Source organism: Stenotrophomonas sp. SORGH_AS_0282, from assembly GCF_030818125.1.
Classification (GTDB): domain Bacteria; phylum Pseudomonadota; class Gammaproteobacteria; order Xanthomonadales; family Xanthomonadaceae; genus Stenotrophomonas; species Stenotrophomonas rhizophila_A.
Genome location: NZ_JAUTAB010000001.1, coordinates 768,417 through 795,413, shown reverse-complemented (window position 1 = coordinate 795,413; position 26,997 = coordinate 768,417). Strand labels below are relative to the sequence as shown.

Annotated in this window: 18 protein-coding genes; 8 read left to right on the top strand and 10 right to left on the bottom strand. The window is 65.9% G+C overall.

Going from position 1 to position 26,997, the window contains the following annotated elements; genetic code table 11:
• Positions 1–298: 298 nt before the first annotated feature.
• Positions 299–3,649, top strand: a complete 3,351-nt coding sequence (locus tag QE395_RS03445) for a GH92 family glycosyl hydrolase (RefSeq protein WP_306987579.1) — start codon at positions 299–301, stop codon at positions 3,647–3,649.
• Between the two features lie 339 nt (positions 3,650–3,988).
• On the opposite strand, the gene QE395_RS03440 is transcribed toward QE395_RS03445, so the two are convergent.
• Both QE395_RS03440 and QE395_RS03435 read right to left on the bottom strand, forming a co-directional pair.
• Positions 3,989–6,277 (bottom strand): NADP-dependent malic enzyme, encoded by a 2,289-nt coding sequence (locus QE395_RS03440; RefSeq protein WP_068853953.1) that lies wholly within the window; start codon positions 6,275–6,277, stop codon positions 3,989–3,991.
• Between the two features lie 253 nt (positions 6,278–6,530).
• Positions 6,531–7,880 (bottom strand): dicarboxylate/amino acid:cation symporter, encoded by a 1,350-nt coding sequence (locus QE395_RS03435; protein ID WP_095363097.1) that lies wholly within the window; start codon positions 7,878–7,880, stop codon positions 6,531–6,533.
• A gap of 260 nt (positions 7,881–8,140) precedes the next feature.
• Here QE395_RS03435 and QE395_RS03430 point away from each other — a divergent pair, with 260 nt between their 5' ends.
• Positions 8,141–9,307, top strand: coding sequence for a porin (locus QE395_RS03430; protein WP_068853954.1), 1,167 nt, complete (start codon positions 8,141–8,143; stop codon positions 9,305–9,307).
• 56 nt (positions 9,308–9,363) lie between these two features.
• Positions 9,364–12,012, top strand: coding sequence for a PAS-domain containing protein (locus QE395_RS03425; RefSeq protein ID WP_306987578.1), 2,649 nt, complete (start codon positions 9,364–9,366; stop codon positions 12,010–12,012).
• Between the two features lie 301 nt (positions 12,013–12,313).
• Here the strand turns inward: QE395_RS03425 and QE395_RS03420 are convergent, their stop codons facing one another.
• The 6 genes from QE395_RS03420 to QE395_RS03395 all read right to left on the bottom strand — a co-directional run bounded on the left by QE395_RS03420 (position 12,314) and on the right by QE395_RS03395 (position 18,514).
• Complete coding sequence (locus QE395_RS03420) at positions 12,314–12,649, bottom strand: type I toxin-antitoxin system SymE family toxin (protein ID WP_141236193.1); 336 nt, start codon at positions 12,647–12,649, stop codon at positions 12,314–12,316.
• Between the two features lie 436 nt (positions 12,650–13,085).
• A complete protein-coding gene (locus QE395_RS03415; RefSeq protein WP_141236194.1) occupies positions 13,086–13,883 on the bottom strand; it encodes a hypothetical protein in 798 nt (265 codons plus the stop codon).
• 741 nt (positions 13,884–14,624) lie between these two features.
• Complete coding sequence (locus QE395_RS03410; RefSeq protein WP_093533592.1) at positions 14,625–15,278, bottom strand: response regulator transcription factor; 654 nt, start codon at positions 15,276–15,278, stop codon at positions 14,625–14,627.
• Between the two features lie 137 nt (positions 15,279–15,415).
• Positions 15,416–16,456: an ABC transporter substrate-binding protein gene (locus QE395_RS03405; RefSeq protein ID WP_306987577.1), complete on the bottom strand. Its 1,041-nt coding sequence runs from the start codon at positions 16,454–16,456 to the stop codon at positions 15,416–15,418.
• The gene (locus tag QE395_RS03400; RefSeq protein ID WP_306987576.1) at positions 16,453–17,838 is read right to left on the bottom strand and encodes a sensor histidine kinase; all 1,386 of its coding nucleotides are present in this window, start codon (positions 17,836–17,838) and stop codon (positions 16,453–16,455) included. Before QE395_RS03400 ends, QE395_RS03405 begins: the two co-directional genes overlap by 4 nt.
• Positions 17,825–18,514 (bottom strand): response regulator transcription factor, encoded by a 690-nt coding sequence (locus tag QE395_RS03395; protein WP_068853962.1) that lies wholly within the window; start codon positions 18,512–18,514, stop codon positions 17,825–17,827. Before QE395_RS03395 ends, QE395_RS03400 begins: the two co-directional genes overlap by 14 nt.
• A 215-nt stretch (positions 18,515–18,729) precedes the next feature.
• On the opposite strand from QE395_RS03395, the gene QE395_RS03390 reads away from it, so the two are divergent.
• The 3 genes from QE395_RS03390 to phbB are packed head-to-tail and all read left to right on the top strand — an operon-like array spanning position 18,730 to position 22,021.
• On the top strand, positions 18,730–19,911 hold the full coding sequence (locus QE395_RS03390; protein ID WP_306987575.1) for a porin: 1,182 nt from the start codon (positions 18,730–18,732) through the stop codon (positions 19,909–19,911).
• A gap of 27 nt (positions 19,912–19,938) precedes the next feature.
• Entirely contained in the window at positions 19,939–21,264 is a 1,326-nt protein-coding gene (locus tag QE395_RS03385; protein WP_068854779.1) for a CitMHS family transporter, read from the top strand.
• A 16-nt stretch (positions 21,265–21,280) separates the two neighbouring features.
• Positions 21,281–22,021, top strand: coding sequence for an acetoacetyl-CoA reductase (gene phbB, locus QE395_RS03380; RefSeq protein ID WP_068853963.1), 741 nt, complete (start codon positions 21,281–21,283; stop codon positions 22,019–22,021).
• Positions 22,022–22,137: 116 nt separating this feature from the next.
• On the opposite strand, the gene QE395_RS03375 is transcribed toward phbB, so the two are convergent.
• Complete coding sequence (locus tag QE395_RS03375; protein WP_306987574.1) at positions 22,138–24,432, bottom strand: TonB-dependent receptor; 2,295 nt, start codon at positions 24,430–24,432, stop codon at positions 22,138–22,140.
• A 143-nt stretch (positions 24,433–24,575) separates the two neighbouring features.
• Positions 24,576–25,817, bottom strand: a complete 1,242-nt coding sequence (locus tag QE395_RS03370) for a flavohemoglobin expression-modulating QEGLA motif protein (RefSeq protein ID WP_068853965.1) — start codon at positions 25,815–25,817, stop codon at positions 24,576–24,578.
• 235 nt (positions 25,818–26,052) lie between these two features.
• Here QE395_RS03370 and QE395_RS03365 point away from each other — a divergent pair, with 235 nt between their 5' ends.
• Both QE395_RS03365 and QE395_RS03360 read left to right on the top strand, forming a co-directional pair.
• Positions 26,053–26,517, top strand: coding sequence for an antitoxin Xre/MbcA/ParS toxin-binding domain-containing protein (locus tag QE395_RS03365; protein ID WP_176472588.1), 465 nt, complete (start codon positions 26,053–26,055; stop codon positions 26,515–26,517).
• Positions 26,514–26,996, top strand: a complete 483-nt coding sequence (locus tag QE395_RS03360) for an RES domain-containing protein (protein ID WP_306987571.1) — start codon at positions 26,514–26,516, stop codon at positions 26,994–26,996. The genes QE395_RS03365 and QE395_RS03360 overlap by 4 nt, the downstream gene beginning before the upstream one ends.
• Position 26,997: the final 1 nt, after the last annotated feature.

The following is a 26,997-nucleotide window of genomic DNA, read 5'->3' as shown; positions in this document are numbered from 1 at the left end:
GGCTCGATTCTAGCACCCGGGGCGACACGCGCGGCGCGGCCGGTTCCGTGCGGGACGCCGCCGGCAAAACGCCGATATGCGATTTTTCCGGGTTTAGATCGAACTAATTTCACTTGCCAAGCCCGCTCCGGGTGTTGCAGGATCGGGTGCGTTCCGATCAAACACCCGATCGCATGGCCCGTCCCCCGCCGGACCTGCATCGCTTCGACTGCCTTTCCAGGCGGCCGGCGTGATGCTGTCTGCCGAGGTCGCCGATGCGGGCTCCGCCTGCCGCCTGTCCCACCCGGGAGATCCCTGCATGACCCTGCCGCACCCCCGCCCTGCCCGCCGCGCCCTGCTTCCGCTGGCCCTCGCCCTGGCCTGCGCGCCGGTTGCCCTGCCCGTCTTCGCGCAGGGCCTGCAGACCTCCTTCGAGCCCGGCGAACCCGCCCCGCAGGCCAGCAAGGGCGGCGTGCAGGTGAAAATCGGCAAGGGCCCGGAGGCGCCGTATGCGGCCAAGCCCGGGGTGGGCTACAGCGGCCTGCGTGCCCTGCACTACGCCAGTGCCGGCGGTACCGCCACCACTACGCTGTTCACCACCGATGTAACCATCGACGCCGACACCACGCTGTCCTGGCTGGTGCTGCCGGAGATCGTGGGCGAGGACACGGTGGCCTCCACCTACGTTTCGCTGGACCTGGTGCTGGACGATGGCAGCCGGGTCTCGGCCACCGCCGCGCGCGACCTGCACGGCATTGCGCTCGGTGCCAAGGCCCAGGGGGATTCCAAGACCCTCTACCCGCAGCAGTGGGCGCACAAGTCGGTGCGCCTGGGCGATGTGGAAGCACTGCGTGGCCGTCGCGTGGTCGCCATCGAACTGGGTCTGGGCAGCGCCGCCAACGCGCCGGTGTCCGGCTGGATCGACGATGTACGCCTGGACAGCCAGCCGCGCACCGCCCCGGCCCGCCCGTCCGACTGGGTGCTCACCACCCGCGGCACCCAGGCCAACGGCACCTTCTCGCGCGGCAACAACTTCCCCGCCACGGCGGTGCCGCACGGGTTCAACTTCTGGACCCCGGTGACCGATGCCGGCGCGCTGAACTGGCTGTATCGCTGGAACGAGCAGAACAACGCGGCCAACCGCCCGCAGCTGCAGGCACTGGCCCTGAGCCACCAGCCCAGCCCGTGGATGGGCGACCGCCAGACCTTCCAGGTGATGCCGTCGGCCACCCGTGGCGTGCCGGAAGCGGACCGCGCCAAGCGTGCGTTGTCGTTCTCGCGCGACAACGAAAGCGCGCGCCCTTACCGGTATGCGGTGCGCTTCGACAACGGCATTGCCGCCGCCATCGCGCCGACCGACCACGCCGCGCTGTTCCAGTTTGATTTCCCCAAGGACGGCGATGCCAACCTGCTGTTCGACAATGTCGACGCGCGTGGCGGGCTGACCCTGGATGCGGCCACGCAGACGCTGTCGGGCTACACCGATACGCGCAGCGGCCTGTCCAACGGCGCTACCCGCATGTACGTGGTGGCCAGCTTCGACCGGCCGTGGCGCAGCAGCGGCACCATCGCCAGCGGCCGGCCCACCGGCTACATCAAGTTCGACCCGGGCAGCGACCGTCGGGTGACCATGCGCATCGCCACCTCGCTGATCTCGGTCGAGCAGGCCCGCCACAACCTGGCGCTGGAACTGGCTGCTGAAGACACGCTCGCTACCGTCGCCGCCCGCGCACAGGACGCCTGGGACCAGCGCCTGGCCCGCTTCGACATCGGCCAGGCCAGCGACGACCAGAAGACCACGCTGTATTCCAGCCTGTACCGCCTGTACCTGTACCCGAATTCCGGGTTTGAGAATGCCGGTACCGCCGCCGCCCCGGACTGGCGGTACGCCAGCCAGGCCAGCGCCGCCGACGACAACACCGATGGCAGCGCAGTGCGCAGCTTCGCACCGATCCGCGATGGCAAGGTGTACGTCAACAACGGCTTCTGGGACACCTTCCGCACCACCTGGCCGGCCTATGCGCTGTTCACCCCGGACGATGCCGGGCAGCTGGTGCAGGGCTTCCTGGAGCAGTACCGCGCCGGTGGCTGGGTGGCGCGCTGGTCCTCGCCGGGCTATGCCGACCTGATGGTGGGCACCAGTTCGGACGTGGCCTTCGCCGATGCCTACCTCAAGGGCATCAAGGGCTTCGATCCGGATGAGGCCTATCAGGCCGCCTTGAAGAACGCCACCGTGGTGCCGCCGGACCGCCACGTCGGGCGCAAGGGTATGGATAAATCCACGTTCCGTGGCTACGCCAGCGCCGACGTGCACGAAGGCATGTCGTGGACGATGGAAGGCGCGCTCAACGATTTCGGCATCGCCAACATGGCCACCGCGCTGGCGAAAACCGCCGGCAGCCCGGCCGCACGCGAGCGCTACAGCACCGAAGCGGCGTATTTCCGCGCCCGCGCCGGCACCTACGCCACCGTGTTCGACCCAGCCGCCGGCTTCTTCCAGGGCCGCAAGGAGGATGGCAGCTGGCGCGTGGCTGCGAAGGACTACGACGCGCGCGTGTGGGGCCACGATTACACCGAATCCAACGGCTGGACGTTCGCCTTCACCGCCGCGCACGATGGCGAAGGCCTGGCTGGCCTGTACGGTGGCCGCGAAAAGCTGGCCGAGAAGCTGGATACGTTCTTCAGCACCCCGGAAACCGCCGACCCGAAATTCTCCGGTTCCTACGGCGGCACCATCCATGAAATGACCGAAGCGCGCGATGTGCGCATGGGCATGTACGCGCACAGCAACCAGCCCTCGCACCACATTCCGTGGATGTACCTGTACGCCGGGCAGCCGTGGAAGACCCAGCAGCACGTCCGCGAGATCCTGTCGCGGCTGTACGTGGGCAGCGAGATCGGCCAGGGCTACCCGGGCGATGAGGACAACGGCGAAACCTCGGCGTGGTATGTGCTGGCCTCGCTGGGTCTGTACCCGCTGCGCATGGGTTCGCCGGAATATGCGATCGGCTCGCCGGCCTTCAGGCATGCCAAGGTGGAACTGCAGGGCGGCGCGGTGCTGAGCGTGAATGCCCCGGAAAACTCGGACCGCAACATCTACGTGCAGTCGCTGAAGATCAACGGCCAGCCGTGGACCAAGACCTGGGTGCCGCATGAGGTGATCGCCAAGGGCGCCACGCTGGACTTCGAGATGGGTCCGGCGCCGTCCAGGTGGGGCACCGGGCCGGACGATGCGCCGCGCTCGTTGACCGCGCGCGGTGAACGCCCGGCGATTCTGCATGACCTGCTGGGCAGCGGCGCGCGTGCGCAGCTGGACGATGGGAAGGTGCTGGCGGCGCTGACCGATGATGATGCCGGCACCGTGGTGCCGTTCGGCGGCAAGGGCAGCGTGGTGTTCACCGGGGTGTCTGACGGCACGCCGTCGATGTACACCCTGACCAGCGGCAATGCGCCGATCCGTGGCGGCAAGTGGATGCTGGAAGCGCGCAAGGCCGGTGGCAGCTGGGTCACGCTGGACCAGCGCAGCGGTGAAACGTTCGAGTGGCAGCAGCAGACCCGTCCGTTCCGGATCGCCAAGCCGGGCCGTTATGCCGAGTACCGGTTGCGGATTGAAGGGCCGGGGCGGATGCAGCTGGCGGAAGTGGAGCTGCTGGCGCCTGCCGCGCCGTGACGAAAAGGGGGCGCGATTCGCCCCCTTTTCGGTCTACCTGCCGCTTACAAGACCCGCATACAACGCGAACAACTGCTTGAAGTACCGCTTTGCAGGACGAGTGCGCATGGCGCCGTTCCAGAGGGGGGAAGTGGTCGGGCCCAGGGTGGCGGGGTCCAGCGGACCACCGCCACGGCCGGGCCGCGTGGGGGTATTTGGCCCTTGGCAGGTTGCAGGCGGGTGACGGCGGGACTGCGGCGATGTTGCCGACCCCTGAAACGAAAAAGGGATCGGTGCGCTGCACCGATCCCTTTCTTTTGCCTACCGACTAACAGTCGGTAGCTACCAGGTATCCAACCCTCAGGCCTTTTCTGCCTCGAGCTGCTTGCGGATTTGCGCATCCACCGCGGCAATGGCGGTCATGTTGAGCACGCGGCGCGAGGTGGCGCTGGTGGTCAGGATGTGTGCCGGCTTGGCCACGCCCATCAGGATCGGGCCGATGGCCACGCCGTCGGTGAACACGCGCACCAGGTTGTAGGCGATGTTGGCCGCTTCCAGGTTGGGCAGCACGAACAGGTTGGCGCGGCCCTTCAGCGTGCTGTCGGGCAGCAGCTTCTGGCGCAGCGCTTCATCCCACGCGGTATCGCCCTGCATTTCACCGTCCACGTTCAGACGCGGGTTGCGCTTGAGCAGCAGCTCGCGCACGGTGCGCATCTTCAGCGCGTCCTTGGAATCGTGGCTGCCGAAGTTGGAGTGCGACAGCAGCGCCACCTTCGGCTCGATCCCGAACAGCTTCATGCGGTAGGCCGCCTGCAGCGTGGCTTCGCAGATCTGCTCGGCCGTGGGGTCTTCCTGCACGTGCGTGTCCACGAAGAAGAACACGCCCTGCTGGTTGATCACACCGGTCATGGCCGAGGTCGAGGTGACCTTCGATTCCAGCGGCAGGACGCTACGCACGTAGCCCAGTTTCTTGTGGAAGCGGCCCACCACGCCGGTGAGCAGCGCATCGGCTTCGCCGCGTGCCACCATCACCGCCGCGATCAAGGTCGGACGCGAGCGCATCAGGTTCTTGGCCGCCGCCACCGTCACGCCGCGACGGCCGGTGAGGTTGTGGTAGTACTGCCAGTAATCGTTGAAGCGCGGGTCGTCGTTGATATTGGTGACGTCGAAATCAACGCCGGCCTTCATGCGCAGGCCCATGCGCTCGATGCGCGATTCGATCACGTCCGGGCGGCCGATCAGGATCGGGAAGGCCAGGCCTTCGTCGACCACGTTCTGCACCGCGCGCAGCACCACTTCTTCTTCGCCTTCGGCGTACACCACGCGCTGCTTATCGGCGCGCGCGCGGTCGTACACCGGCTTCATCATCAGGCTGGTGCGGTAGACGAACTGGGCCAGCTTCTCGCGGTAGGCACCCATATCGGCCACCGGGCGGGTGGCCACGCCCGAATCCATCGCGGCCTGCGCCACGGCGGCCGACAGCTCCACCAGCAGGCGGCGGTCGAACGGGCGCGGAATCAGGTAGTCGCGGCCGAAGCTCGGGGTGTCATCGCCATAGGCCGAACCCAGATCGCTGGCTTCGCGGCGCGCCATCGCAGCGATCGCGTGCACGCAGGCGATCTTCATTTCTTCGTTGATCGCCGTGGCGCCCACGTCCAGCGCACCGCGGAACAGGTACGGGAAGCAGAGCACGTTGTTGATCTGGTTCGGGTAGTCCGAACGGCCGGTGCCGATCAGCGCATCCGGGCGCACTGCGCGCGCCACTTCCGGCATGATTTCCGGGGTGGGGTTGGCCAGCGCGAAGATCACCGGGTCCTTGGCCATGGTCTTGACCATGTCCGCGGTGAGGATGCCCGGCGCCGACAGGCCCAGGAAGATATCGGCGCCATCGACGATCTCGGCCAGCGTGCGCTTGTCCGTATCACGGGCATAGCGCTTCTTTTCCGGGTCCAGGTCGGCACGGCCGGTGTGGATCACACCTTCGCGGTCGAACGCCAGGATGTTTTCCGGCTTCAGGCCCAGCGAGACCAGCATGTTCACGCACGACACACCGGCGGCGCCCATGCCGGTGGTGGCCAGCTTCACTTCCTCGATCTTCTTGCCGGTGACGACCATGGCATTGAGCACCGCGGCGCCGACGATGATCGCCGTGCCGTGCTGGTCGTCATGGAACACCGGGATGTTCATCCGCTCGCGCAGCTTGCGCTCCACGATGAAGCACTCCGGCGCCTTGATGTCTTCCAGGTTGATGCCGCCGAAGGTCGGCTCCAGCGAGGCGATGATGTCGACCAGCTTGTCCGGATCGTTTTCATTGATTTCGATGTCGAACACATCGATACCGGCAAACTTCTGGAACAGCACGCCCTTGCCTTCCATCACCGGCTTGCCGGCCAGCGGGCCGATGTTGCCCAGGCCCAGCACGGCGGTGCCGTTGGAGATCACGGCCACCAGGTTGCCACGGGCGGTGAGCTCGCTGGCCTGCTGCGGGTCGGCCAGGATGGCTTCGCAGGCGTGGGCCACGCCCGGCGAATAGGCCAACGACAGGTCGCGCTGGGTCAGCATCGGCTTGGTCGCCGTGACCTTGATCTTGCCCGGCGGCGACATGCGGTGATAGTCGAGGGCGGCCTGTTTGAAATCTTCGTTGGACATCGCTTTCTGCAGATGAATGGGCGAGAGGAACAGGGGATCATACCCCCGTTGGCGGTGTTGGACCTGTCGCTACGCTGTCGCGATCATGCTGCGACCGCACATCAGGCAGGCCGTGCGCCGGCGTATGCCACGCCAGCCTGATGGGCTCCGATGACAACTTACATCACCGGAAACCCCTATGAAAAAGCAGGCCGTGCCGCCCAAGGGGGGACGGCACGGACCTGCTGCACACACATCAGGGGGAGGGGCGTGTTCAGCGCGCCGGGGCGGTCAGCGGCGACGGCAGGTCGTCGGTGGCCAGCGGCGGCAGCTCGGCCTCGCGGCCATCCAGGGCCAGCGCCAGGCGGTTGCGGTCCAGCGCGCCTTCCCAGCGCGACACCACCACCGTGGCCACCGCATTGCCGATGAAGTTGGTCAGCGAGCGGCATTCGCTCATGAAGCGGTCCACGCCCAGGATCAGCGCCATGCCGGCCACCGGCACTTCCGGCACCACCGCCAGGGTGGCCGCCAGGGTGATGAAGCCCGCCCCGGTCACGCCGGCGGCGCCCTTGGAGCTGAGCATCGCCACCAGCAGCAGCGCGATCTGGTGGCCCAGGGTCAGCTCGGTGTTGGTGGCCTGGGCGATGAACAGCGCGGCCAGGGTCATGTAGATGTTGGTGCCGTCCAGGTTGAACGAGTAGCCCGTGGGGACCACCAGGCCCACCACCGACTTGCTGCAGCCAGCCTTTTCCATCTTTTCCATCAGCGACGGCAGCGCCGATTCCGAGGACGAGGTGCCCAGCACCAGCAGCAGTTCGGCCTTCAGGTAGCGGGCCAGCTTGAACACCGAGAACCCGCACAGGCGGCAGACCACGCCCAGGATGACTGCCACGAACAGGAACGCGGTGAGGTAGAACGAGCCCACCAGCCAGGCCAGGTTGATCAGCGAGCCGACCCCGTACTTGCCGATGGTGAAGGCGATGGCACCAAACGCACCGATCGGCGCGGCCTTCATCAGGATGTGCACCAGGCGGAACACCGGGGCGGTCAGCGCCTCCAGGAAGGTCAGCACCGGGCGGCCGCGCTCACCCACCAGGGCCAGCGAAATGCCGAACAGCACCGCCACGAACAGCACCTGCAGGATGTTGCCATCCACGAACGCGCTCACCAGCGTGGACGGGATGATGTCCATGACGAAGCCGGTGAGGGTCAGCTCGTGGGATTTTTCCACGTAGCTGTGCACCGCCGTCTGGTCCAGGTCGGCCGGGTTGATGTTCATGCCGGCGCCGGGCTGCACCACGTGCGCCACCACCATGCCCACGATCAGCGCCAGGGTGGAGAAGAACAGGAAGTAGGCCATCGACTTGGCGAACACCCGGCCCACGGTGCGCAGGTGGGTCATGCCGGCGATGCCGGTGACGATGGTCAGGAAGATCACCGGCGCGATGATCATCTTCACAAGCTTGATGAAGCCATCGCCCAGCGGCTTGAGCGATTCGGCGAACGCCGGCTCGTAATGGCCAAGGATGGCGCCCAGCACGATCGCCACCACCACCTGGAAATACAGCTGGCGGTAGAACGGCAATGGCTTGGCTGCAAGCGGGGCAGCGGTGGGAACGTGCATGGGAAACTCCGGCAGTGTCACGGGGATGCCGGCCGCAGGCGGCGGCATCGGGCGTGGTCTTTTTACGCCCGCTGCATCGCCACGCAGATAACCTATTGGTACTAGCCCCCCTGTTCAGCCAAGCCCAGTGCCTACACTGCACGGGCACCGCGCCCCCACGGCGGCGGGTGGCCGTGTCGTTCCGGGCCTTGTGGCCCAACAGTTTTCCCGCTCGCGGCCGTTGTTGTTCTGCCCCACTTTTTAGAAGCCAGACCATATCCATGCGCCTGACCCCCCTGTTTATCGCCCTCACCGCCCTGTCCGCCCCCCTCGCCGCGTCCGCCGCGGACTGGGACAACTGGCCGACCAAGGTGTCCTTCAGCGACGGCACCGAACTGGCCGCCACTGCCAACATCGCCTATGACCTCAACGATTTCTCCGGCGCCGACGCGTTCGAAGATGACGATGCGGTACGCCGCAAGGAGTTCGGCGCGACCCTGAAGAAGAAGGGCGTGTACGACGCGATGGTGTACTACGACTTCCAGGCCGACACCTGGCTGGACGTGTTCTTCCGCTTCGAGAGCAAGGCCGTGTTCGGCAAGGACATCGGCCGCTTCCGCTTCGGCTACATGAAGACCCCGGTGGGCCTGGATTCCAACACCTCCTCGCGCGCCGGCAGCTTCGTGGAAACCGCCCTGCCCGTGCAGGCCTTCTACGCCGGCCGCCGCACCGGTGCCGAGTGGGTGCTGGAGCGCCCGCAGTACCTGATGCAGGTGGGCGCCTATGGCGGCAAGGACCTGCAGGGCGACAACCCCGGCACCACCCAGGCCGTGCGCGGCGTGTGGACCCCGGTGAAGGCACCGGGCGATGTGATCCACCTGGGCCTGGCCTATTCGCAGGAAAACCCGCGCGGCTACCGCGACGGCCGCGATGTGCACTTCAATGCCAGCGCCCGCCTGCGCGCGCGCCCGGAAGCCGGCCTGACCGACATCCGCCTCGTGGATTCGGGCTCGCTGGTCACCGCCGACCAGATCCGCCGCACCGGCCTGGAGGGCATCTACATCCATGGCCCGTTCTCGGTGCAGGCCGAAGCGCTGCGCACCACCGTCACCCGTGATGGCAAGCCGGATTACACCGGTGATGGCCAGTACGTGATGGGCAGCTGGATCGTCACCGGCGAATCGCGTCCGTACAGCGCGGGCGCCGTGGCCAACGTGAAGCCGGCGCACGATTACGGCGCGGTGGAACTGTTGGCCCGTTACAGCCGCATCGATCTGGACGACGCCGACGTGTTCGGTGGCCGCCAGCACGACTGGACCGTGGGTGCCAACTGGTACCTGACCAGCCACTTCAAGTTCCAGGCGAACTACGTGTGGGCCGATGCCAGCCGCCGTGGCGTGCGGACCAAGCCGGAGATCTTCGAGCTTCGGGCGCAGGTTCACTTCTGATGTTCAACGGCGGGTGCGTGCAACGCGCACCCGCCGGCACGCCGTAAACTGACGCCATGTACCGCGTCTCCCGCTACCGCCCGTTGCTGTTGACCCTGCTGGTCATGGTGGGCGGTACGCTCCTGGCTGGCCTGGTTGCTGGCCGCTATGCCCAGCAGCGCGCCCTCGCGGCCGAAAGCACCCAGGTGCGCCGCCAGTTGGACCTGTACGCGCAGACCCTTCAGCAGCGCATCGATCGCTTCCGCACCCTGCCCCAGCTGCTGGCACTGGACCCGGAACTGCTGCAGGCGGTGAGCAGCCCGCTGGATGACGCCGAGCGTCACCGGCTCAACCTGAAACTGCAGCAGGCCAACAACGTCACGCGCGCCTCCACCCTGACCCTGATCGACCGCCATGGCGTAGCGGTGGCTGCCAGCAACTGGGACCAGCCCACCACGAATGTGGGTGAGGACTACAGCTACCGGCCCTACTTCCAGCAGGCCATGGCCAAGGGCACCGGGCGCTTCTACGGTATCGGCATGACGACGGCGGTGCCGGGTTACTTCCTGTCGCAGGCGATCCTCGACCACGAGGGCGATGTGCTGGGCGTCATCGCCATCAAGATCGAGCTGCGGGCGCTGGAGCAGGAATGGCTGCAGAGCACCGACATCGTGATGGCCAGCGATGCGCATGACGTGGTGTTCCTGGCCAACGGCGATGCATGGCGCTACCGCCTGCTGCGCCCGCTCTCCCCGGCCGAGCGCAAGGAGATGCTGGCCACCCGCCAGTACGCCGACCGTTCACTGCAACCGCTGCAGGCGCGCACGCTGGATGTGTTGGCCGATGGCGGGCGCATGGTGCGGCTGGAGCAGCCCTCGCTGCCGCGCCCCATGCTGTGGCAGACCTATGTGCTGGATGACCCTCAGTGGAAGCTGCACCTGCTGCACGATGCCGGCGCCAGCGCCGCCGTGGGCCGCAGTACCGCACTGGCGGCCGGCGGCATCTGGCTGGCGCTGTGTTTCCTCGCGCTGTTCGTCCAGCAGCGCCGGCGCCTGGCCTCGCACCGGCAGCGCAGCCGGCTGGAACTGGAGGCGGTGCTGCAGCAGCACGCACAGGAGCTGCGCACCGCGCAGGATGGCGTGCTGCAGGCCGCCCAGCAGGCCGACAGCGGGCTCAGCCGCAGCTTGGCGCACCTGCCGCAGGGCGTGGTGGTGATCGACAGCGAGCAGCGGCTGGTGGCGTGGAATGCGCGTTACCTGGAACTGTTCCGGTTCCCGCCGGACCTGATCCGGGTGGGTGTGCCCATTGCCGAGGCGTTCCGCTACAACGCCCGCCGTGGCCTGCTCGGCCCGGGACCGATTGATGAGGCCATCGAGCGTCGCCTGAACCACCTGCGCAGCGGCCGGCCGCACATGCGCGAGAGCGAGAAGGACGACGGCACGGTGCTGGAGATTCGTGGCAACCCGCTGCCCGATGGCGGCTTCGTCACCAGCTACGCCGATATCACCGCCTACAAGAACACCGCGCGTGAGCTGCGCTCGCTGGCCGATGCGCTGGAACACCGGGTGGCCGAGCGTACCCGCGACCTGGACGAGGCGCGGCGTGAGGCCGAGCGCGCCAACCGCTACAAGACCCGCTTCGTGGCCTCGGCCGTGCATGACCTGCTGCAGCCGCTCAATGCAGCGCGCATGTTCGTCTCGGTGCTGCGCGGCAAGTTGAGTGGCGACGCCCGCGAGCTGAGCGAGCATGTGGATGCGGCGCTGGCCGCGCAGGATGCCATCCTCAACAGCCTGCTGGATATCTCGCGGCTGGAATCTGGCACGCTGCAGACCCATGTGCGTGCGTTTGCGCTGTCGCCGCTGCTGGAAACACTGGCGCGTGAGTTTGGCATTGCCGCCAAAGCGCGTGGGCTGCAGCTGGACTGGGTGGATACCCGCGCGGTGGTAGTAAGTGATGAGGCGCTGCTGCGTCGCATCCTGCAGAATTTCCTCTCCAATGCACTGCGCTATACCCCACGTGGTCGGGTGCTGATTGGCTGCCGTCGGGTGGGCGACCAGTTGCGCATTGAAGTGCACGACCAGGGCCCGGGTATTCCGGAGAGTCTGCAGGGCGAGATCTTCGAGGAATTCCGGCGGCTGGATGATGGCGTGGATCAGGAGCGCGGGGCCGGGCTGGGCCTGGCGATTGTGGAGCGCATCGGGCGGCTGCTGGGGCACCGCATCAGCTTACGCTCGACACTGGGCAGCGGTAGCGTGTTCGCCGTGACCGTGCCGCTGGGCAGCGCCGATGCGATACCGGCGCCCGCCCCTGCCCCGTCGGTGTCTGCGGATTCGGGTGATGACAGCCCACTGCGGCAGTGCCGGGTGTGGAGCATTGATGATGACCCGCGTGTGTGTGCGGCTACCCGCGCCCTGCTGGAACGCTGGGGCTGCCGGGTGGAGCTGGCCGATGGCCCGCATGCCGCGCTGGAGATTGCCTCTGCATTGAACGTGCCGCAGTTGGTGCTGCTGGACGTACGCATGGGCCAGTGGCATGGGCCGGACCTGTACGAGCAGCTGTGCGAGCTGTGGCGGGCACGGCCACCGGTGATTCTGGTTACTGCTGAACGCGATGATGCGTTGAAGGCGCAGGCGGCGGAGAACGGCTGGGGCTTCCTGTCCAAGCCGGTTCGCCCGCCGGCCTTGCGGGCGCTGATGACGCAGCTGCTGGTGCGACACCGGGCGTAAACCGGTGTGCAACTCAACCGGCGCGAAATGCTGCTCTTCGTTGATGGTCATGCCATTACCGAACGTTCGAACGAGGTCGGCGGTCGATCGGGATGCGACCCTACCGGAATCCGCCGGCTGCTTCGGTAGGGTCGGACCCCGGTCGACTGCACGTAACGCTGCTACGTGCGACGAACGCATGACCTCCGAACGGAATGCGCTTCTTCGCCGACGGTCATGCCGTTACCGAACGTTCGAACGGCGTCGGCGGTCGATCGGGATGCGCCCCTACCGGGCACCCCGCGATACGGGACCAATCCCGTTACTCCGACGCCTTTTCGGTTGTCGTATCGGCCACCCGTCGGCTCTTCTTCGGGGCATGGTCCAGATACCGATACGGCACCGGGATCGGCGTCTCATCCAACGTCAGCGTGATGCGCTTGTGCTCCACTTCAACCATGACGCGACTGCCTACCGGTAGCTCAAACCGCTCCATCCACATGCCGCGCAGTACCAGGCAGGGAATGCGACCACCGTCAGGGAGCGCATGACCACCAGGATGTGAGAATGACCCGACACGCAGACTCTCCGGCACATGCATGCCGATGCGGGTTTGGGGCTGTTCGTTGGAATGCAGATTCGAACTTGAACGACGCATTTGCCACCTCCAAGGAAGTCTCCCTCGCCGGAATGGCGAGGGAGTCGGGAGGTTGAAACCGCTCGAGTACACACGGCATGACGTATTCCCGCGAGGGTGTTGTATTTCGCCACCCTCCCGACATAGGACGTCCACAATCGTTGTACTCGAGGAGATTTCAAGCTCCGAGGCAACACCATGCACCATGCAGCGCGCAAAGTTAAATCGCTTGTTTTGAATGATATTTGAGTATCAATAGGCGCACACTACTACGCGTCGCAATTAGCCCCATATGCATGCAGATACGTTGCTGCTCTCGATGCCCCTTCAAGCGAACTCCCCGGTGAAAGATGCCAACCATTCCGGCAATCTACTTACGAATCAGCCGTAAGCCGATGGCGAATGATGCAGGGATGGTCGTCCGGGTCGTACCAACGGCCACCCAAGCGCATCGGAACTACCAGTCCGAGCCATCCCGTCCGGGAACTTCATCCACTTCAGAGTCCCAGTCGGATTTACCTTCGTCATCAGAGTCACACGTTCTTAGCGCGGCACCCTCAGTTGTGGCACCAGCCCTCTTCAAGTGCTCGATCACGTCTTTCATGTCGTCGATCACCCATGACTCGGCGTCCTCATCACGTTCGAGCTTAGCGAGCAGCTTTTCGGCCAATTTCAGAGGTGGAATTCGCTTATGACCACCAATTGAACTCCAGTCGTAGGTTGACATCAGATTCACATCGGCGCCTAGTTCAATCAGTTCCTTTACCCGGTCCGAGCAGAATCCAACATCCTCCACCGTCCTCATGATTACGAGATGCAGAGGCGTAAATTCAAAGGAATTTACGCGGCGACTCACCTGGCAAACGTTGGTGCGCATGGACTCGCCCACCAATGCAAAGTCATTGACCGTTCGTCCAAGAATGATCTTCTCGTTGTCCTCAATCAGCGGTTTCATTACATCGAAGAGCGTTCGCTTTGGCTGGAAGCCCTCAGCGAGAGCTTGATCGCCTACGCCACACCCAGGCGCAGCAGAGGAGGGCAGCGAGTCGGGCAACGCTTTCGCCTGTTGCGCTGGGGCAGCAACAAGTGATGTCGCCGAATGCGGAGCATTCTCTACCGAGACTATCCTCCCTGCGACAATGCCCGCCGCAGTGTGCGAACCCGCACTGTCGGCAGCAGTTGTCGACGCTGCTGCCAAGCGCAGCGCTCCGGCAGCACTGGTGTTCGTCGACTGAGAAGGCTGAGATGGGATCATGACGTGCGCCTTAGAACGAAAGAGCCGCACGTTTTAATGAATCGAGGCGAGTACCGCCTTCAGCTTTCGATCACAATGTTGCATACAAGGGCGTGACGTGGCCAACCCCCTTTATGTAGCAGCTACCAGGCTCCGTGATTACAGGAAAGGATTCGGTCCGCATTGTTCCCGACAATATCCAGAGGATTTTCATGACGCTCGACGAGCAGATCAATCCTATGACCCGCCTGAAGTCCCAAGTTCCGCTCCATCTGGCGCCATTCGATGTTGCAGTTCACTTTTGTTCAACGGGAAGCTCTGCTAGCCTTCGCTTGCAGCCCTAGGAACACGTCCTCTCCCAGCCACCATTACTGGTGATGACACTAGGTACGTACTGGCCCCGCTCGCGGGGCCAGTCTTTTTTCAGGAACCCGCCGCTGGCGGGTTTTTTGCGTTTGAGTTGGGTGGTTTCGAGACGAGAGGCGACCGATCCGCACAGGCATTCTGCGTACAGAACTCTCTCTTCACCATCGGGCGCTCCCTACGTTGCACGTAGAACTAGCCTGACGCGTCAATCGGCTCGGCTGGAACCGGGAGCGGCGCTGGTGCCGTTGATGCGCGTTAGGCTCCCAGAGAAAGGCCGCCTTCGGTTCGGGTCATGCCGAAATCGCGCTGCCGAACAACGTCGGCGGTCGATTGGGATGCGACCCTACCGGGTGGGGCCAACGCACGGTTTGCACCGCGTTGCCACACGTCCCGGTCCTAGGTGAGGTCTGCGCCTGCGTCGCCTTCTGGTTCGAGGGCCTTTACCAGTACCGCTGCCTGGGTGCGGCTGACACATTCGAGCTTTTTCAGGATGGCGGTTACGTGGACTTTTACGGTGTTCTCAGCGAGCCCCAGTTCGTAGGCGATCTGCTTGTTGAGCAGGCCATCGGCGAGGCACAGGAGCACGCGGAATTGCTGGGGGGTCAGCTGGGCCAGGCGGGCTGCGAGCAATGCGTCGGATTCGCTGCGCTCTGCTGCCATCGCCGGGAACCAGAGGCCGCCGTCGAGTACTGCTGCTACGGCCTGGCCGATGGTTTCGGCCGGGGCGGATTTGGGGATGAAGCCGGCGGCGCCGAACTGCTGGGCGCGGCGGATGACACGTGGGTGGTCGTTGGAGGAGACGATGACCACCGGGATGTCCGGGTGGGAGCCGCGTACGTGCAGGAGTGAGGAGAAGCCTCTGGCGCCGGGCATCGTCAGGTCCAAGAGGACCAGTTCGATTTCCGGGTGCTGGTTGAGGGCGGCCTCAAGGGCTTGGGCGCTTGCAACCTCGATGACCTGGACGGCCGGAAGAGCCTGGCGCAGGGAGTGGACGACGGCGGCGCGGAGCAGCGGGTGGTCGTCGGCGACGAGGATGGTGGTTTCGCTCATTGGGGGGATTGTAGGGGGGATTTTTGGATCCCGCGAAGAGCGGACACGCATGGGTGGGGTTGCCACCCAGCGGTAGGGGCACGCCATGCGTGTCCGCGCGGAAAGCAGCGCAACCCGTGCACCCGTCGTGGGTCGATTCAGCGCGGCTGGGTGCTGCCCTTCCAGGCATCAAGGAACTGGCGGCGCTTGAGGGCATCCAGGTAGACCAGCAGACCCGGGCCCAGCAGGATCGGGCGGTAGCTGCGGCCGGGGGCGCGGCCGCGTTGGGTGGGGACGATCGACATCAGGCGCGCTTCGCGGGAGAGCACCTGCTGGCCGCGGGGGGATAGCAGGTAGTCGAGGAAGCGACGGGCTTCTGCTGCGTTCTGGGCCGTGCGCGGGATGACGGCGGTGCGCAGGACGACGAGGGTGTAGTCCTCGGGCTCGACGATGCCCAGCGGAGCGCCGGCGTCGATGCGGGCCTGGGCGTAGGAGCCGAGTACGTTGTAGACCAGCGAGAGCTGGCCGCTGCTTACGCGGTCCAGCAGTACGCCGGTGCGCTCTTCGAGCTGTACCTGGTTGTCGCCCAGTGCGCCGAGCAGCGCGCCGGCCATGCTGCCGCGCTGGCCGTCCTGGGTGGCCAGCAGGTAGCCCACGCTGCTGCGTTCCACGTCATAGGTGCCTACCTTGCCGGCCAACGGCGCATCCGGGGCGCGCAGCAGTTCTAGCAACTGGCGGCGCGTTTTCGGGACGCGGGCCGCTGGCAGGGTGCGGGTGTTGTACACCATCGCCACCGGTTCGTAGCTGATGCCGAATGCTTCATGCCGCCATTGCGCCCACGCGGGAAGTGCGTCGGTCTGCGGCGAGCGGTGTGGCAAGGCGTGGCCGTCGTTGACCAGCTTGGCCTGCAGGTCCATGCCGCTGCTGATCAGCATGTCCGGGCCGGTGGGGCTGTGGCGCTGGCGCAGGTACTGGGCGTACATGTCCTGGGTGATGACGTCTTCGTAGACGATCTCGGTGCCGGGGTGCAGGCGCTGGTAATCGGTGATGACGGTGGCGAACACTTCGATGTCGGTGGAGCCGTGGATGCGCAGCTCGGCCGTGGCGGTGCCCTTGGCCGCAAAGCGCTGCACATCGCCAGGTGCGGCGAACGCCGGCCCTGCCGCCAGCAGCAACAACAGGAACACGGTGCGCATCATGCGTGCAGCCTCGGCAGACGGATGGTGGCCACCAGCCCGCCGGTGGGCCGGTTGCTCAGGTCGATCTGGCCGCCGTGGCTGTCCACCACGCGCTTGACGATGGCCAGGCCCAGCCCTGCCCCGCCCGGTGCGGCATCTTCGCCACGCGCGAAGCGCTCGAACACGCGCTCGGCATCGCCCGGCGGAATGCCCGGGCCGTGGTCGGCGATGGTGACCACGCAGTAGGTACCCTCTTCGGTGAGCGCGACCTGCAACGGGCCGTCGCCGCCGTACTTGAGGGCGTTGTCGATGAGGTTCTTGATTGCTTCGCGCAGCAGCAGCGCATCGCCCTGCACGCGCGAAGACGCCATGCCCACGGCGAGCTGCACGCGTGGTGCAGGCAAGGCCTGCGGCAGCGCTTCGTGCAGTGCCTGGTGCACGGTTTCCACCATGTCCACCGGGGCAAAGCGCTGCAGGTTGGAGCGGTGGATCACGCTCGCATCGCTGAGCAGCTGGTTGAGCAGGCGGCTCATGTGGGTAGCGTTGCGGTCGATGGCGGCCAGGCTGCGGCGCATGTCTTCGGGGTCGTCGTCGTCCAGCGCCAGCTGTGCCTGCGCACGCAGGGCGGCCAGCGGGGTGCGCATCTGGTGGGCGGCCTCGGCCATGAAGGCGCGCAGGGTTTCATTGCTGCTGGACAGGCGCGCCATGAAGCGGTTCAGCGCGGCCACCATCTGGTCCATCTCGCGCGGCACGCGCGCATCCAGCGGGCTCAGGTCGGACGGCTCACGCCGCGACAGTTCGCGCTCCACCTTCACCAGCGGGCGGAAGGCGCGGTGCACGCCGAAGGCAACCAGCGCCAGCGACAGCAATGAGAGCACGCCAATGGCGAGCAACGCGCGGTTGACGATGTCCTGCGCTACCGCTTCGCGCGCGCGGCGGGTCTGGCCGACCTGCACCCGCACTTCGGCCTGCGCCGAAGGCGAGGAAACGCGCCGCGACACCACCACGAAGCGCACGGTTTCGCCACTGTACTGGGCATCAAACAACTGCGGTTCGTCGGAAGGCGTGCGTGGCGGCAGAGGGAGATCGGCGTAGCCGGTCACGGTGCGGTTCTGGCCGTCGAACACGCGGTAGAACACGCGGTCATCCGGCGCCATCGACAAGAGGTCCAGCGAGGCATACGGCAGATCCACCTGCCACTGTGCATCCACCAGCGCCACCGAGTCGATGATGGACAGGGCTGACGACACCAGCAGGTGATCGTAGGAGCGGTTGGCGGCACGCTGGCCGTAATCGCGGGCGGCAAACAGCAACGCTACGGCGAACACCGCCAGCAGCACGCCCAGGTACAGGGTGAGCGTGCGCCGCAGCGAGCTGGGCGCGCGGGTTTCAGCCTTCGGCATCGGGCGTGCCGTCGATGGCTTCGAGCAGGTAACCACTGCCGCGCACGGTGACGATGCGCAGCGGCGCATCGGCCAGCTTCTTCCGCAGGCGGCCCACATACAGTTCGATGGCATTCGGGCCAGCTTCGTCGTCGAAGCCGAACAGCCCGTTGCCGATCTCGTCCTTGCCGACCACGTGGCCCAGCCGGCCCATCAGGATTTCCAGCAGGCGGTACTCGCGGTTGGGCAACTCAATCGGCTGGCCATCCAGGCTGACCCGGTGCGAGGCGTTGTCGAACTGGAAGCCGCCAATCTGCACCACTTCGCTGGCCTGCCCGCGCGTGCGCCGCAGCAGCACGCGGCAGCGCGCTTCGAATTCGCGGAAGTCGAACGGCTTGCCGAGGTAATCGTCCGCGCCCACGTCCAGCGCCTGCACGCGGTCTTCGATGCCATCGCGCGCGGTAAGCATCAGCACCGGGGTGGCATCGCCACGCTCGCGCATGCCCGCCAGCACGCGCAGGCCATCGAGCTTGGGCAGGCCGATATCCAGCACCACCAGGTCGAAGCTCTGGTAGCGCAGCACGCTGGCGGCGGCCAGGCCGTCGTTCTGCCAATCCACCGCGTGGCCACTGCGGCGCATGCGGCGGACGATGGCGTCGGCCAGGTCCGGGTTGTCTTCTACCAGCAGGATGCGCATCGGGCGGAAACAGGCGGGGGTGCGGGAATCCTAGCGCGAGCGGGGTGTGCCGTGGGTTGCGCTGCGCTGCAGCAGGCGCCGACAGGTGGATGACAGCTTCCCCGCACTAGGCTGCGCCATCGCCAGGCACCCCCGTGCGGACGCGTCCCGACAACCTGCGGGCTGGCATGGCCCACACGCCCTGCCCGCCCACCGCCATGTACCTGGGAGGGTTCATGCACTTCAATGTCCTGCGTTGCCGCGGGCTGGCCGCCTGCGCCCTGTTGTTGCCCATCGCCCCGCTCTGGGCCGCCGATGAGGTCGATGCGGACCGACCGGTCACCGCCACCTTCGGCGGCCGCCTGCACCTGGATTTCGCCGATTTCAACAACGATGCGCGCGGCACCCCGAACAAGGACGACACCGAGATCCGCCGTGCCTGGCTGGACATGTCCGGAAGGTTCTTCGTGGTGGACTACAAGCTGGAAGCGGACTTCTCCGGCGACCAGGTGGAAGCCAAGGATGTCTACGTCAGCCGTGATTTCAGCGGCGGCAAGCTCAGCGTGGGCCAGTTCAAGCAGTTCTTCTCACTGGATGACCGCACCGGCTCCAACTACGGCAGCTTCCTGGAGCGCGGCAACGCGGGCACCACGCTGGCGCCGCTGTACCGGCTGGGCGCGTCGTGGCAGGCCGCCAGAAACGACATGACCTGGGCGGCCAGTGCCTACAGCCTGGAGAGCATCGATGCGTGGCAGGTGAAGGGCCGTGCAGCCGGCGGCCGCGCCACCTGGGCACCGGGCGCCACTGCCGGCGACGTGCTGCACCTGGGGCTGTCGCTGGCGCATGAGCGCTACGACACCCCGGGCGCCAACGGCGTGCCGGCGCTGCGCATCCGCCCGCGCCCGGCTGGGCACCTGTCCGACAACAGCCGGCTGACCCTGATCGACTTCTCTTCCGGGCGCGATACGGACGTCAACAAGTGGTCGCTGGAATACGCACAAGTGCGCGGCCCGCTGTCGTGGCAGGGCGAGTTCAGCGGCGCCACCTTCGATGACGGCAGCCAGCGCGGCATGGTACTGGCGGGCTACGGGATGCTGAGCTGGTTCGTCACCGGCGAATCGCGCGGCTACGACCGCAGGACCGGGCGCTTCGCGCGCATCAAGGACATCCGCCACAAGGCCGGTGCGTTCGAGCTGGCGCTGCGGTACGACCAGATGCGTGGCGAGCAGCACCTCTTCGGCCAGCCGGACCTGATCGATGCGCGCACCGACGCCTGGACCCTGGGCGGCAACTGGTACCTGCGCCCGAACCTGCGCTTCATGCTGAACCTGATCGACAGCCGCAACCGCGATTACCTCGCCGCGGCCACCGTGGACCACACCCGCGCGGTCACCGGCCGCCTGCAGTTCGATTTCTAACCCCCCTTGCAAGGAAACCCGCAGATGATGCTGAGCATCCTCGGTTTTGGCATGGTCATTACGTTCATGTACTTGATCATGAGCAAACGACTGTCGCCCCTGGTCGCCCTGATCACCATTCCCATCGTGTTCGCGCTGATGGGCGGCTTCGGTGCGGATATCGACCAGATGATGCTGGATGGCATCAAGAAGATCGCGCCCACCGGCGTGATGTTGATGTTCGCCATCCTGTACTTCGGGGTGATGATCGATGCCGGCCTGTTCGACCCGCTGGTGCGGATCATCCTGCGCCTGGTCAAGGGCGACCCGATGAAGATCGTGCTGGGCACGGCCGCATTGGCGATGCTGATCTCGCTGGATGGCGATGGCTCGACCACGTACATGATCACGGTGTCGGCGATGCTGCCGCTGTACCAGCGGCTGGGCATGAGCGCGTTGAACATGACCTGCGTAACCATCCTGGCGGGTGGCGTGATGAACCTCACCCCGTGGGGCGGGCCGACCGCGCGTGCAGCCACGGCGCTGCACGTGGACCCGGCCGATGTGTTCATTCCGCTGATCCCGGCGATGGTGCTGGCCTGCATCTCCGTGCTGCTGCTGGCCTGGTACCTGGGCCTGAAGGAGCGCCGCCGGTTGGGCGTGGTGACGCTGCCCAAGGGGGGCAGCTGGATGGATGCCAGCGTTTCCGATGACGGCGCGCTGCCTACCGTGGAAGATGCCGAAGACACCAAGCGGCCGAAGCTGCTGTGGGTGAACCTGGGCCTGACCCTGGCGCTGATGACGGCGCTGGTGATGGGCGTGCTGCCGATGCCGGTGCTGTTCATGGTCGGCTTTGCGATCGCGCTGGTCATCAACTACCCGAACCTGGCCGAGCAGCGCCGCCGCGTGGTGAACCATGCCGGCAACGTGCTGTCGGTGGTGTCGCTGATCTTCGCGGCGGGCATCTTCACCGGCATCCTCAACAACACCGGCATGGTGGAGGCGATGTCGCACAGCTTCCTGGCCATCATTCCCGATGCCTGGGGCCCTTACCTGGCGGTGATCACCGCGCTGGCCTCGATGCCGTTCACGTTCTTCATGTCCAACGACGCTTTCTACTTCGGCGTGCTGCCGATCCTGTCCGAGGCGGCCGGCAACTACGGCATCACCCCGGTCGAAATGGCACGCGCCTCGCTGGCCGGCCAGCCGGTGCACCTGCTCAGCCCGCTGGTGCCGTCGACCTACCTGCTGGTGGGCCTGGCCAAGGTGGAATTTGCCGACCACCAGAAGTTCACCCTGAAGTGGGCGGTGATGGTGTCGCTGGTGCTGATGGCCGGCAGCCTGCTGTTCGCGCTGTATCCCCTTGCCGCTTGACCCGGGAGATTCCGAGATGACCCTTCGTATCGCATACGTCACCAGCGGCATGGGCAGCGTGGGCACCGCCATCTGCCAGAAGCTGGCTCGCACCGGGCACACGGTGGTGGCCGGCTGTGCACCCAATTCGCCGCGCAAGGCCGGCTGGCTGCGCGAACAGCGTGAGCTTGGCTTTGATTTCATCGCCTCTGAAGGCAATGCGGCGGACTGGCAATCCACGGTGGCGGCCTTCACCAAGGTCAAGGCCGAAGTGGGCGAGATCGACGTACTGGTCAACAACGCCGGCGGCAGCCGCGATGTGCTGTTCCGGCAGATGACCCAGGACGACTGGAACGCGGTGATGGGCTCGAACCTGCATGCGCTGTTCAACATCACCAAGCAGGTGATCGACGGCATGGCCGGCCGCGGCTGGGGCCGGATCATCAACATCGGCTCGGTCAGCGCACACAAGGGCCAGATCGGCCAGGTGAACTTCGCCACCGCCAAGGCGGCGATGCACGGTTTCAGCCGGGCGCTGGCCAATGAAGTGGCCACGCGCGGGGTGACGGTCAACACCATTTCGCCGGGCTACATTGCCAGCCAGTCGATCAGCAGCTTTCCGCCGGATGTGCTGGACCGCTTGGCCGGGTCGGTGCCGATCCGCCGGCTGGGCAAGCCCGAAGAGGTGGCGAGCTTGTGTGCGTGGCTGGCGTCGGATGATGCGGCGTATGTCACCGGCGCCGATTACGCCGTGAACGGCGGGTTGCATATGTTCTGATGCAGTGCCGGGATGACGGGCAATGTGCCGACCAACGGTCGGCACCTACCCTGCATCCCGGATCGATGTCGCCCTGGACGGTAGCGCCCGACCGTTGGTCGGGCGGCGTCCCACCGTCAGAATTCCGCGCTTACGGTCATGAACAACTGCCGCGGCGCGCTCGCATGGATCGCGTAGCGCGTACCGGTCGGGTCGGTCGGGGCGAATGAGCTCAGCTGCCCGGCGTACCGCTTGTTGGTCAGGTTGGTTGCGTTGAGCGAGACCTTGACGTCGCGCAGGCCCAGGCCCGGCCCGAACGAATACCCCATGCCCGCATCGAACGTGGTCACGCCCGGCACCGACTGGTCGTTCGTGTAGGTGTAATACCGCTTGCCGGTGTACTTGGCACGCAGGCTGGCAAAGAAGCCATCCCGGTTCCAGCTGATCTCGCTGGAAGCCATCCGCTGCGGCGTATCCACGGTGATCTTGCCGGCCACCGGCACCACCGCGCCGCCCGAGGTGTAATCATCCTCGTAGGTGCTCTTGTTCCACGACACTGCGTTGTACCACTGCAGCCCATCCACCGGCTTGAGGATGAAGGTCAGCTCCGCGCCCTGGCTCTTCACCGAGCCGACGTTGATGAAACGGGTGATGCACTCCGGCCGCGTGCCCACTTCAATGCTGGTGCAGGGATTGAGCGACAGCAGGCGGTTGTCGAACATCACGTGGTAGGCCGCGATCGAGGCCTGGTACTTCTCGCCGAAGGTACGGAAGCCCGCTTCGAACGAACGCGACTTCTCCGGCTCCAGATCGTCCACGCTGGCCGCGAACGATTCCGGCGACACCTGCAGCGGGCCACCACTGCCACCGCCGACGAACGCAGCGATGTTTTCCGAGTACGAGGCAAAAACCTCGTTGCTGGGGCTGAGCTTGAAGCCGATACCGGCCTGCGGCAGCACCGATTCCTTGGCGGTCAGCGTACCGGAGGCATAGCTGGCCTCGGTACCCGGCTTGGACACGGCGGTCATGCGGGTATTGGGACTCTTGATGCCCACATCCACGGTCAGGCGATCGTCCAGGAAGCGCATGCGGTCCTGCACATAGAACTGGCGGGTGCGGATGTCATAGTCCTGGTCGAACAGGCGGCGGTTCGGGTAATTGAGGTACCCATCATCGAGGAACGGCCCGGTGATGTAGTAGAAGTTGCGCTCCACGTTGTGGTCATTGCGCTCGTACCACAGGCCGGCTTCCAGCTCGTGCAGGCCCAGTTGCCAGCTCAGCGCAGCGGTGATGCCCTGCCGATTGATGGTGTAGTTGGTGCTGCGGATGGAGATCGGCAGCGCCTGCGGCGTACCTGGATTGGACGCCTGCCCCGGTGCCCACCAGTGGCCCTGGCCGCGGTTCTCGTGGTGGTAGGCCAGCAGCTTCAGGCGTGCGCTGTCGCCCAGTGCCAGATCGGCATCCAGCGAATACAGGTTGTCATCGCGCAGCGCGCGGCTCTGGTAGTACGCGTCGTCGATGCTGTTGACACCACCGCTGAAGGCACAGCGCTGCGCGTTGTAGGTGGCCGGCGCGCAGTAGGCCGCGGCCAGGGCGCGATCCCAATCCGGGGCGTAGATGTTCCAGTCCCAGCCCAGGCCACGCTCGAGCATGCTTTTGGACAGATAGGCGTAGTTGGCCTGGCTCACGCGCGAGGTGGCGGCGAATGCGCCGAAGCGGTGGTCGCCCACGTTCCACACCGCCTTGGCGTTGAACTGCCGGGTGGTCTGGTTCTGGTTCGGTTCGGCCCACATGTCCGCGTCCTGGTGCACACCGGAAACATACGCCGAGAAGCCGTTGAGGTCGCCAGTATCCACGCGCAGGAAGCCACGCCGCTGGTTGTCGTCGCCGACGGTGACGCTGGCACGCCCGCCGAACTCCGTGGACGGATCTTGTGAGAAGTACTGGATGGTGCCACCGAGGTTGCTGGTGGAGGCCACACCGAGCGAGCCGACGCCCTGCGACAGTTCGGCGCCGGCCAGGTTCTCTGCGATCAGCGCACGCGCGATGCTCAACCCGTTGTAGTTGCCATAGCTGTTGTCGCCCAGCGGAATGCCATCGAGCGTATAGCCCAGGCGGCTCTTGTCGAAGCCGCGCAGGCTGATGGTCTGCGATTCCTCGTTGGCGCCGAACGCGTCGTTGGACTGTACCGACACGCCGGGCAGGCGGTCGAGGATCTTCTGCGCGCTGGTGCCGGGCGGCAGCACCTGCTTGTCCACGGCCGTGATGCGCTGCACCTGGCGGGTTTCGCCCTGGCCGATCACCGATACGGCGTCCAGGGTGCGGGCGCTGGACGCGCCGCTGGCGTCGAGGGAACTGTCCACGTCGGCGGCGTGCGCATTGGCAGCGCACAGCGCGATCGCCACGGCGATCGTCAGAGGTCGGTTGAGCATGAGGGTCCGTTACATGATGGAGGTGCCTGCGTGGTGCAGGTGCGCGGCCATCTTGCGGACGCAACATGAAAGGATTCTTACGGGCTGGCGAGGCGCGTCGCAAAGTGCGACCGGGTGCATGGAATGCGTTGGTGCAACGGCGGTTACTCGGCCGCGAGCTGATCCATGCGAATGCGGTTGGCGAACAGCGAGAACGCCAGCATGCCGGCCAGCCCGTTGGCGCGGCTGACCCAATGCGGCAACCAGCGCGGTGGGCGCAGGATGCCTTCTTCAAACAGCGGCGCGAAATCCACCGCGTCGGTCAGTGACATCTTGCCGGCAAACAACCAGCGGCAGTTCTGCAGACGGTCTTCGGCCAGCATATGACGGAAGAAGGTATGCACCGACACCAGCCCACGCAGGTACACGGTGTCCTTGGTGAAGGCTGCGCCGCCGGTGGCGGGCACGCCGCGGAACACGCGCTGGGCTGAGGCGAAGCTTTCCTCGTTGTTCTGCCCGGCATCGCAGAAGTAGCGGAACACCTGGATGAAATCCGCGCCTTCGCGTGCCATCGCGATCGCTTCGGTGCGCAGGCTGATGCGCTTGAGCCGCTCGATGTCGATGCTGCCGGTGATCTGTTCGGCGAACGTGGCCAAGCCTTCCTGGGTGGCGGTTACCCGGGGCGAGGACAAGGCCAGGCTGGGCAGGTGCGGCTGTTCGCGGCCGTTGAGCGCGGTGAGCGAGTGCACCAGCGCTTCATGGTGGAACAGCTGCGCGCGGTCGTAGGCACTGAAGCGCGCACTGGTACGCAGGCGGATGCGGGTGGGGCCGGCAGCGGCCTTGGAGATCAGCTCCGGATCCAGCTGCACGCTGATGATGCGCGATTCAAAGAACGCATCCAGGTCGCTCTGCAGCTGCAGCTGCAATGCGGTGGCCGAGACCGGCACCTGTTCTTCCGGGGCAAGCAGCTCGTGGTCCAGTTCCTGCGCGATCTGGATGAAGTGGCGGGCCGCTTCGCGGGTGCTGGGGCCGTTGCCCGGCAGCGGCTGTTCGGGCGAGCCGAACAGCTCCACCGAGTAACGGTCCACGGCAGCGGTGCCAAGCGATTCGAGCAGGCCGGCGGCAAGGTCCCAGCTGTGGGCGGAGCGGCGGATGTACAGGCCGATGGGGTGGTCCACATCGCACTGGGCGCTGATCGCGGCCAGTTCGCGTCGGGTGCGGGCGAAATCGAGCTTCGGGTAGTCCAGCACCGGCAGCACCGGCTGGCCACGCGCCACGCTGGCCAGGAATGGGGCCTGCAGGGCGGCCGGCCAGCTGGTCAGGCCAAGCAGCCGCAGCCCCCCCACGGCCTCCACCAGCCGGGCGTCCAGCTCGGTGTGGTGGGCCACGTCCCGGTCCACGGTCATCGGCGGGCGGTGAGGAGCGATGCTCATGAAGCGGACATTAGCAGGGTCAAAAGGGGGATGGGCGGCTGGGTGCGGATGGAGCACTCTTGGCCTATAGTTGGACTATTGGTAGCCAGAGGAGATGACGATGTCCGCCGCCAGCAAGCGTGCCCCCGCGTCGGCCAAGGTTGAGTCGTACGCCATCGGACCCCTGAAAGAACCCCGTTCTGCGCAGGTTGTGCGCGATGCGACAACCGTGAAATTCAAACTGCCGGTGAAGCTGGATTCGTTCCGGGCCCTGCTGCGCACCGCACCACTGGCCGAGCGCGTGCAGATCGAACGCGAAGGCGTGCCCTACCAGGTGGTGAAGGGCCTGATCGATGAGATATTCGACAGCAGTACCGAATTCCAGACCTTCGTGCGCATTCCCAAAGCCACCTTTACCAAGAAGATGCGGGACAAGTCCCTGTTCGCCGGCACCACCGGGCAGTCTGTCGTGGGGTTGATGGAATTGATCAACCGCGTGGAAGACATGCTCGCGGCCGAACGCGACAACGAACAGGCGCGTGGCTTCGACGTCGAAAAATGGGTGGGCGAGTGGATCCAGCGGCCGCAACCTGCGCTGGGTGGCCTGGCGCCGGCCGACGTGATGGATACGCCCACCGGCCGTGCGTCGGTGATGCGGGTGCTGGGGGCCATCCAGAGCGGCGCCTATCAATGAAGCTGGCCCGCATTGGCTCGACAGGGCCTGCGTGGGCGCCCGACGACATCAGCGGCACCGGCGCCGCCTTTTCGCCGGGCCGCTGGAACCGGCCTGGCGAGAAGGTGGTGTATGCGGCCCCCAGTCTCGCCATGGCGGTCCTGGAGACCGCCGCGCACATCGATGACAACGGCCTGCCGCTGAACAAGTACGTCATCGAGATCGACGTACCGGATGATGTCTGGGCGGCGCGACGTGTTACTTCCGCTGCCACGCTGCCGGTAGGTTGGGACGCCATTCCACACGGCATGATCTCGGTGAACACGGGATCTGCGTGGTACAGCGAGGGCGCTCACGCGATCATCGAACTACCGTCGGTGATTGCTCCGGAAGAGACCATTGTTCTCATCAATGCCCAGCATCCCGATGCCCAGCGCATGACCGCGCGGGCCACGCGCCGACTTCAGTACAACCTGCTGTTCCGGAGCAGAGGCCGGTAAT

Bases quoted from the DNA above. Each gene is read 5' to 3' on its own strand.
- QE395_RS03395 (WP_068853962.1), bottom strand. From the start codon at position 18,514: ATGCGCATCCTGCTGGTAGAAGACAACCCGGACCTGGCCGACGCCATC.
- QE395_RS03385 (WP_068854779.1), top strand. From the start codon at position 19,939: ATGCTGAGCATCCTCGGTTTTGGCATGGTCATTACGTTCATGTACTTG.
- QE395_RS03445 (WP_306987579.1), top strand. From the start codon at position 299: ATGACCCTGCCGCACCCCCGCCCTGCCCGCCGCGCCCTGCTTCCGCTG.
- QE395_RS03405 (WP_306987577.1), bottom strand. From the start codon at position 16,456: ATGATGCGCACCGTGTTCCTGTTGTTGCTGCTGGCGGCAGGGCCGGCG.
- QE395_RS03425 (WP_306987578.1), top strand. From the start codon at position 9,364: ATGTACCGCGTCTCCCGCTACCGCCCGTTGCTGTTGACCCTGCTGGTC.
- QE395_RS03420 (WP_141236193.1), bottom strand. From the start codon at position 12,649: ATGCGTCGTTCAAGTTCGAATCTGCATTCCAACGAACAGCCCCAAACC.
- QE395_RS03400 (WP_306987576.1), bottom strand. From the start codon at position 17,838: ATGCCGAAGGCTGAAACCCGCGCGCCCAGCTCGCTGCGGCGCACGCTC.
- QE395_RS03440 (WP_068853953.1), bottom strand. From the start codon at position 6,277: ATGTCCAACGAAGATTTCAAACAGGCCGCCCTCGACTATCACCGCATG.
- QE395_RS03390 (WP_306987575.1), top strand. From the start codon at position 18,730: ATGCACTTCAATGTCCTGCGTTGCCGCGGGCTGGCCGCCTGCGCCCTG.
- QE395_RS03360 (WP_306987571.1), top strand. From the start codon at position 26,514: ATGAAGCTGGCCCGCATTGGCTCGACAGGGCCTGCGTGGGCGCCCGAC.
- QE395_RS03435 (WP_095363097.1), bottom strand. From the start codon at position 7,880: ATGCACGTTCCCACCGCTGCCCCGCTTGCAGCCAAGCCATTGCCGTTC.
- QE395_RS03410 (WP_093533592.1), bottom strand. From the start codon at position 15,278: ATGAGCGAAACCACCATCCTCGTCGCCGACGACCACCCGCTGCTCCGC.
- QE395_RS03415 (WP_141236194.1), bottom strand. From the start codon at position 13,883: ATGATCCCATCTCAGCCTTCTCAGTCGACGAACACCAGTGCTGCCGGA.
- QE395_RS03375 (WP_306987574.1), bottom strand. From the start codon at position 24,432: ATGCTCAACCGACCTCTGACGATCGCCGTGGCGATCGCGCTGTGCGCT.
- QE395_RS03370 (WP_068853965.1), bottom strand. From the start codon at position 25,817: ATGACCGTGGACCGGGACGTGGCCCACCACACCGAGCTGGACGCCCGG.
- phbB (WP_068853963.1), top strand. From the start codon at position 21,281: ATGACCCTTCGTATCGCATACGTCACCAGCGGCATGGGCAGCGTGGGC.
- QE395_RS03430 (WP_068853954.1), top strand. From the start codon at position 8,141: ATGCGCCTGACCCCCCTGTTTATCGCCCTCACCGCCCTGTCCGCCCCC.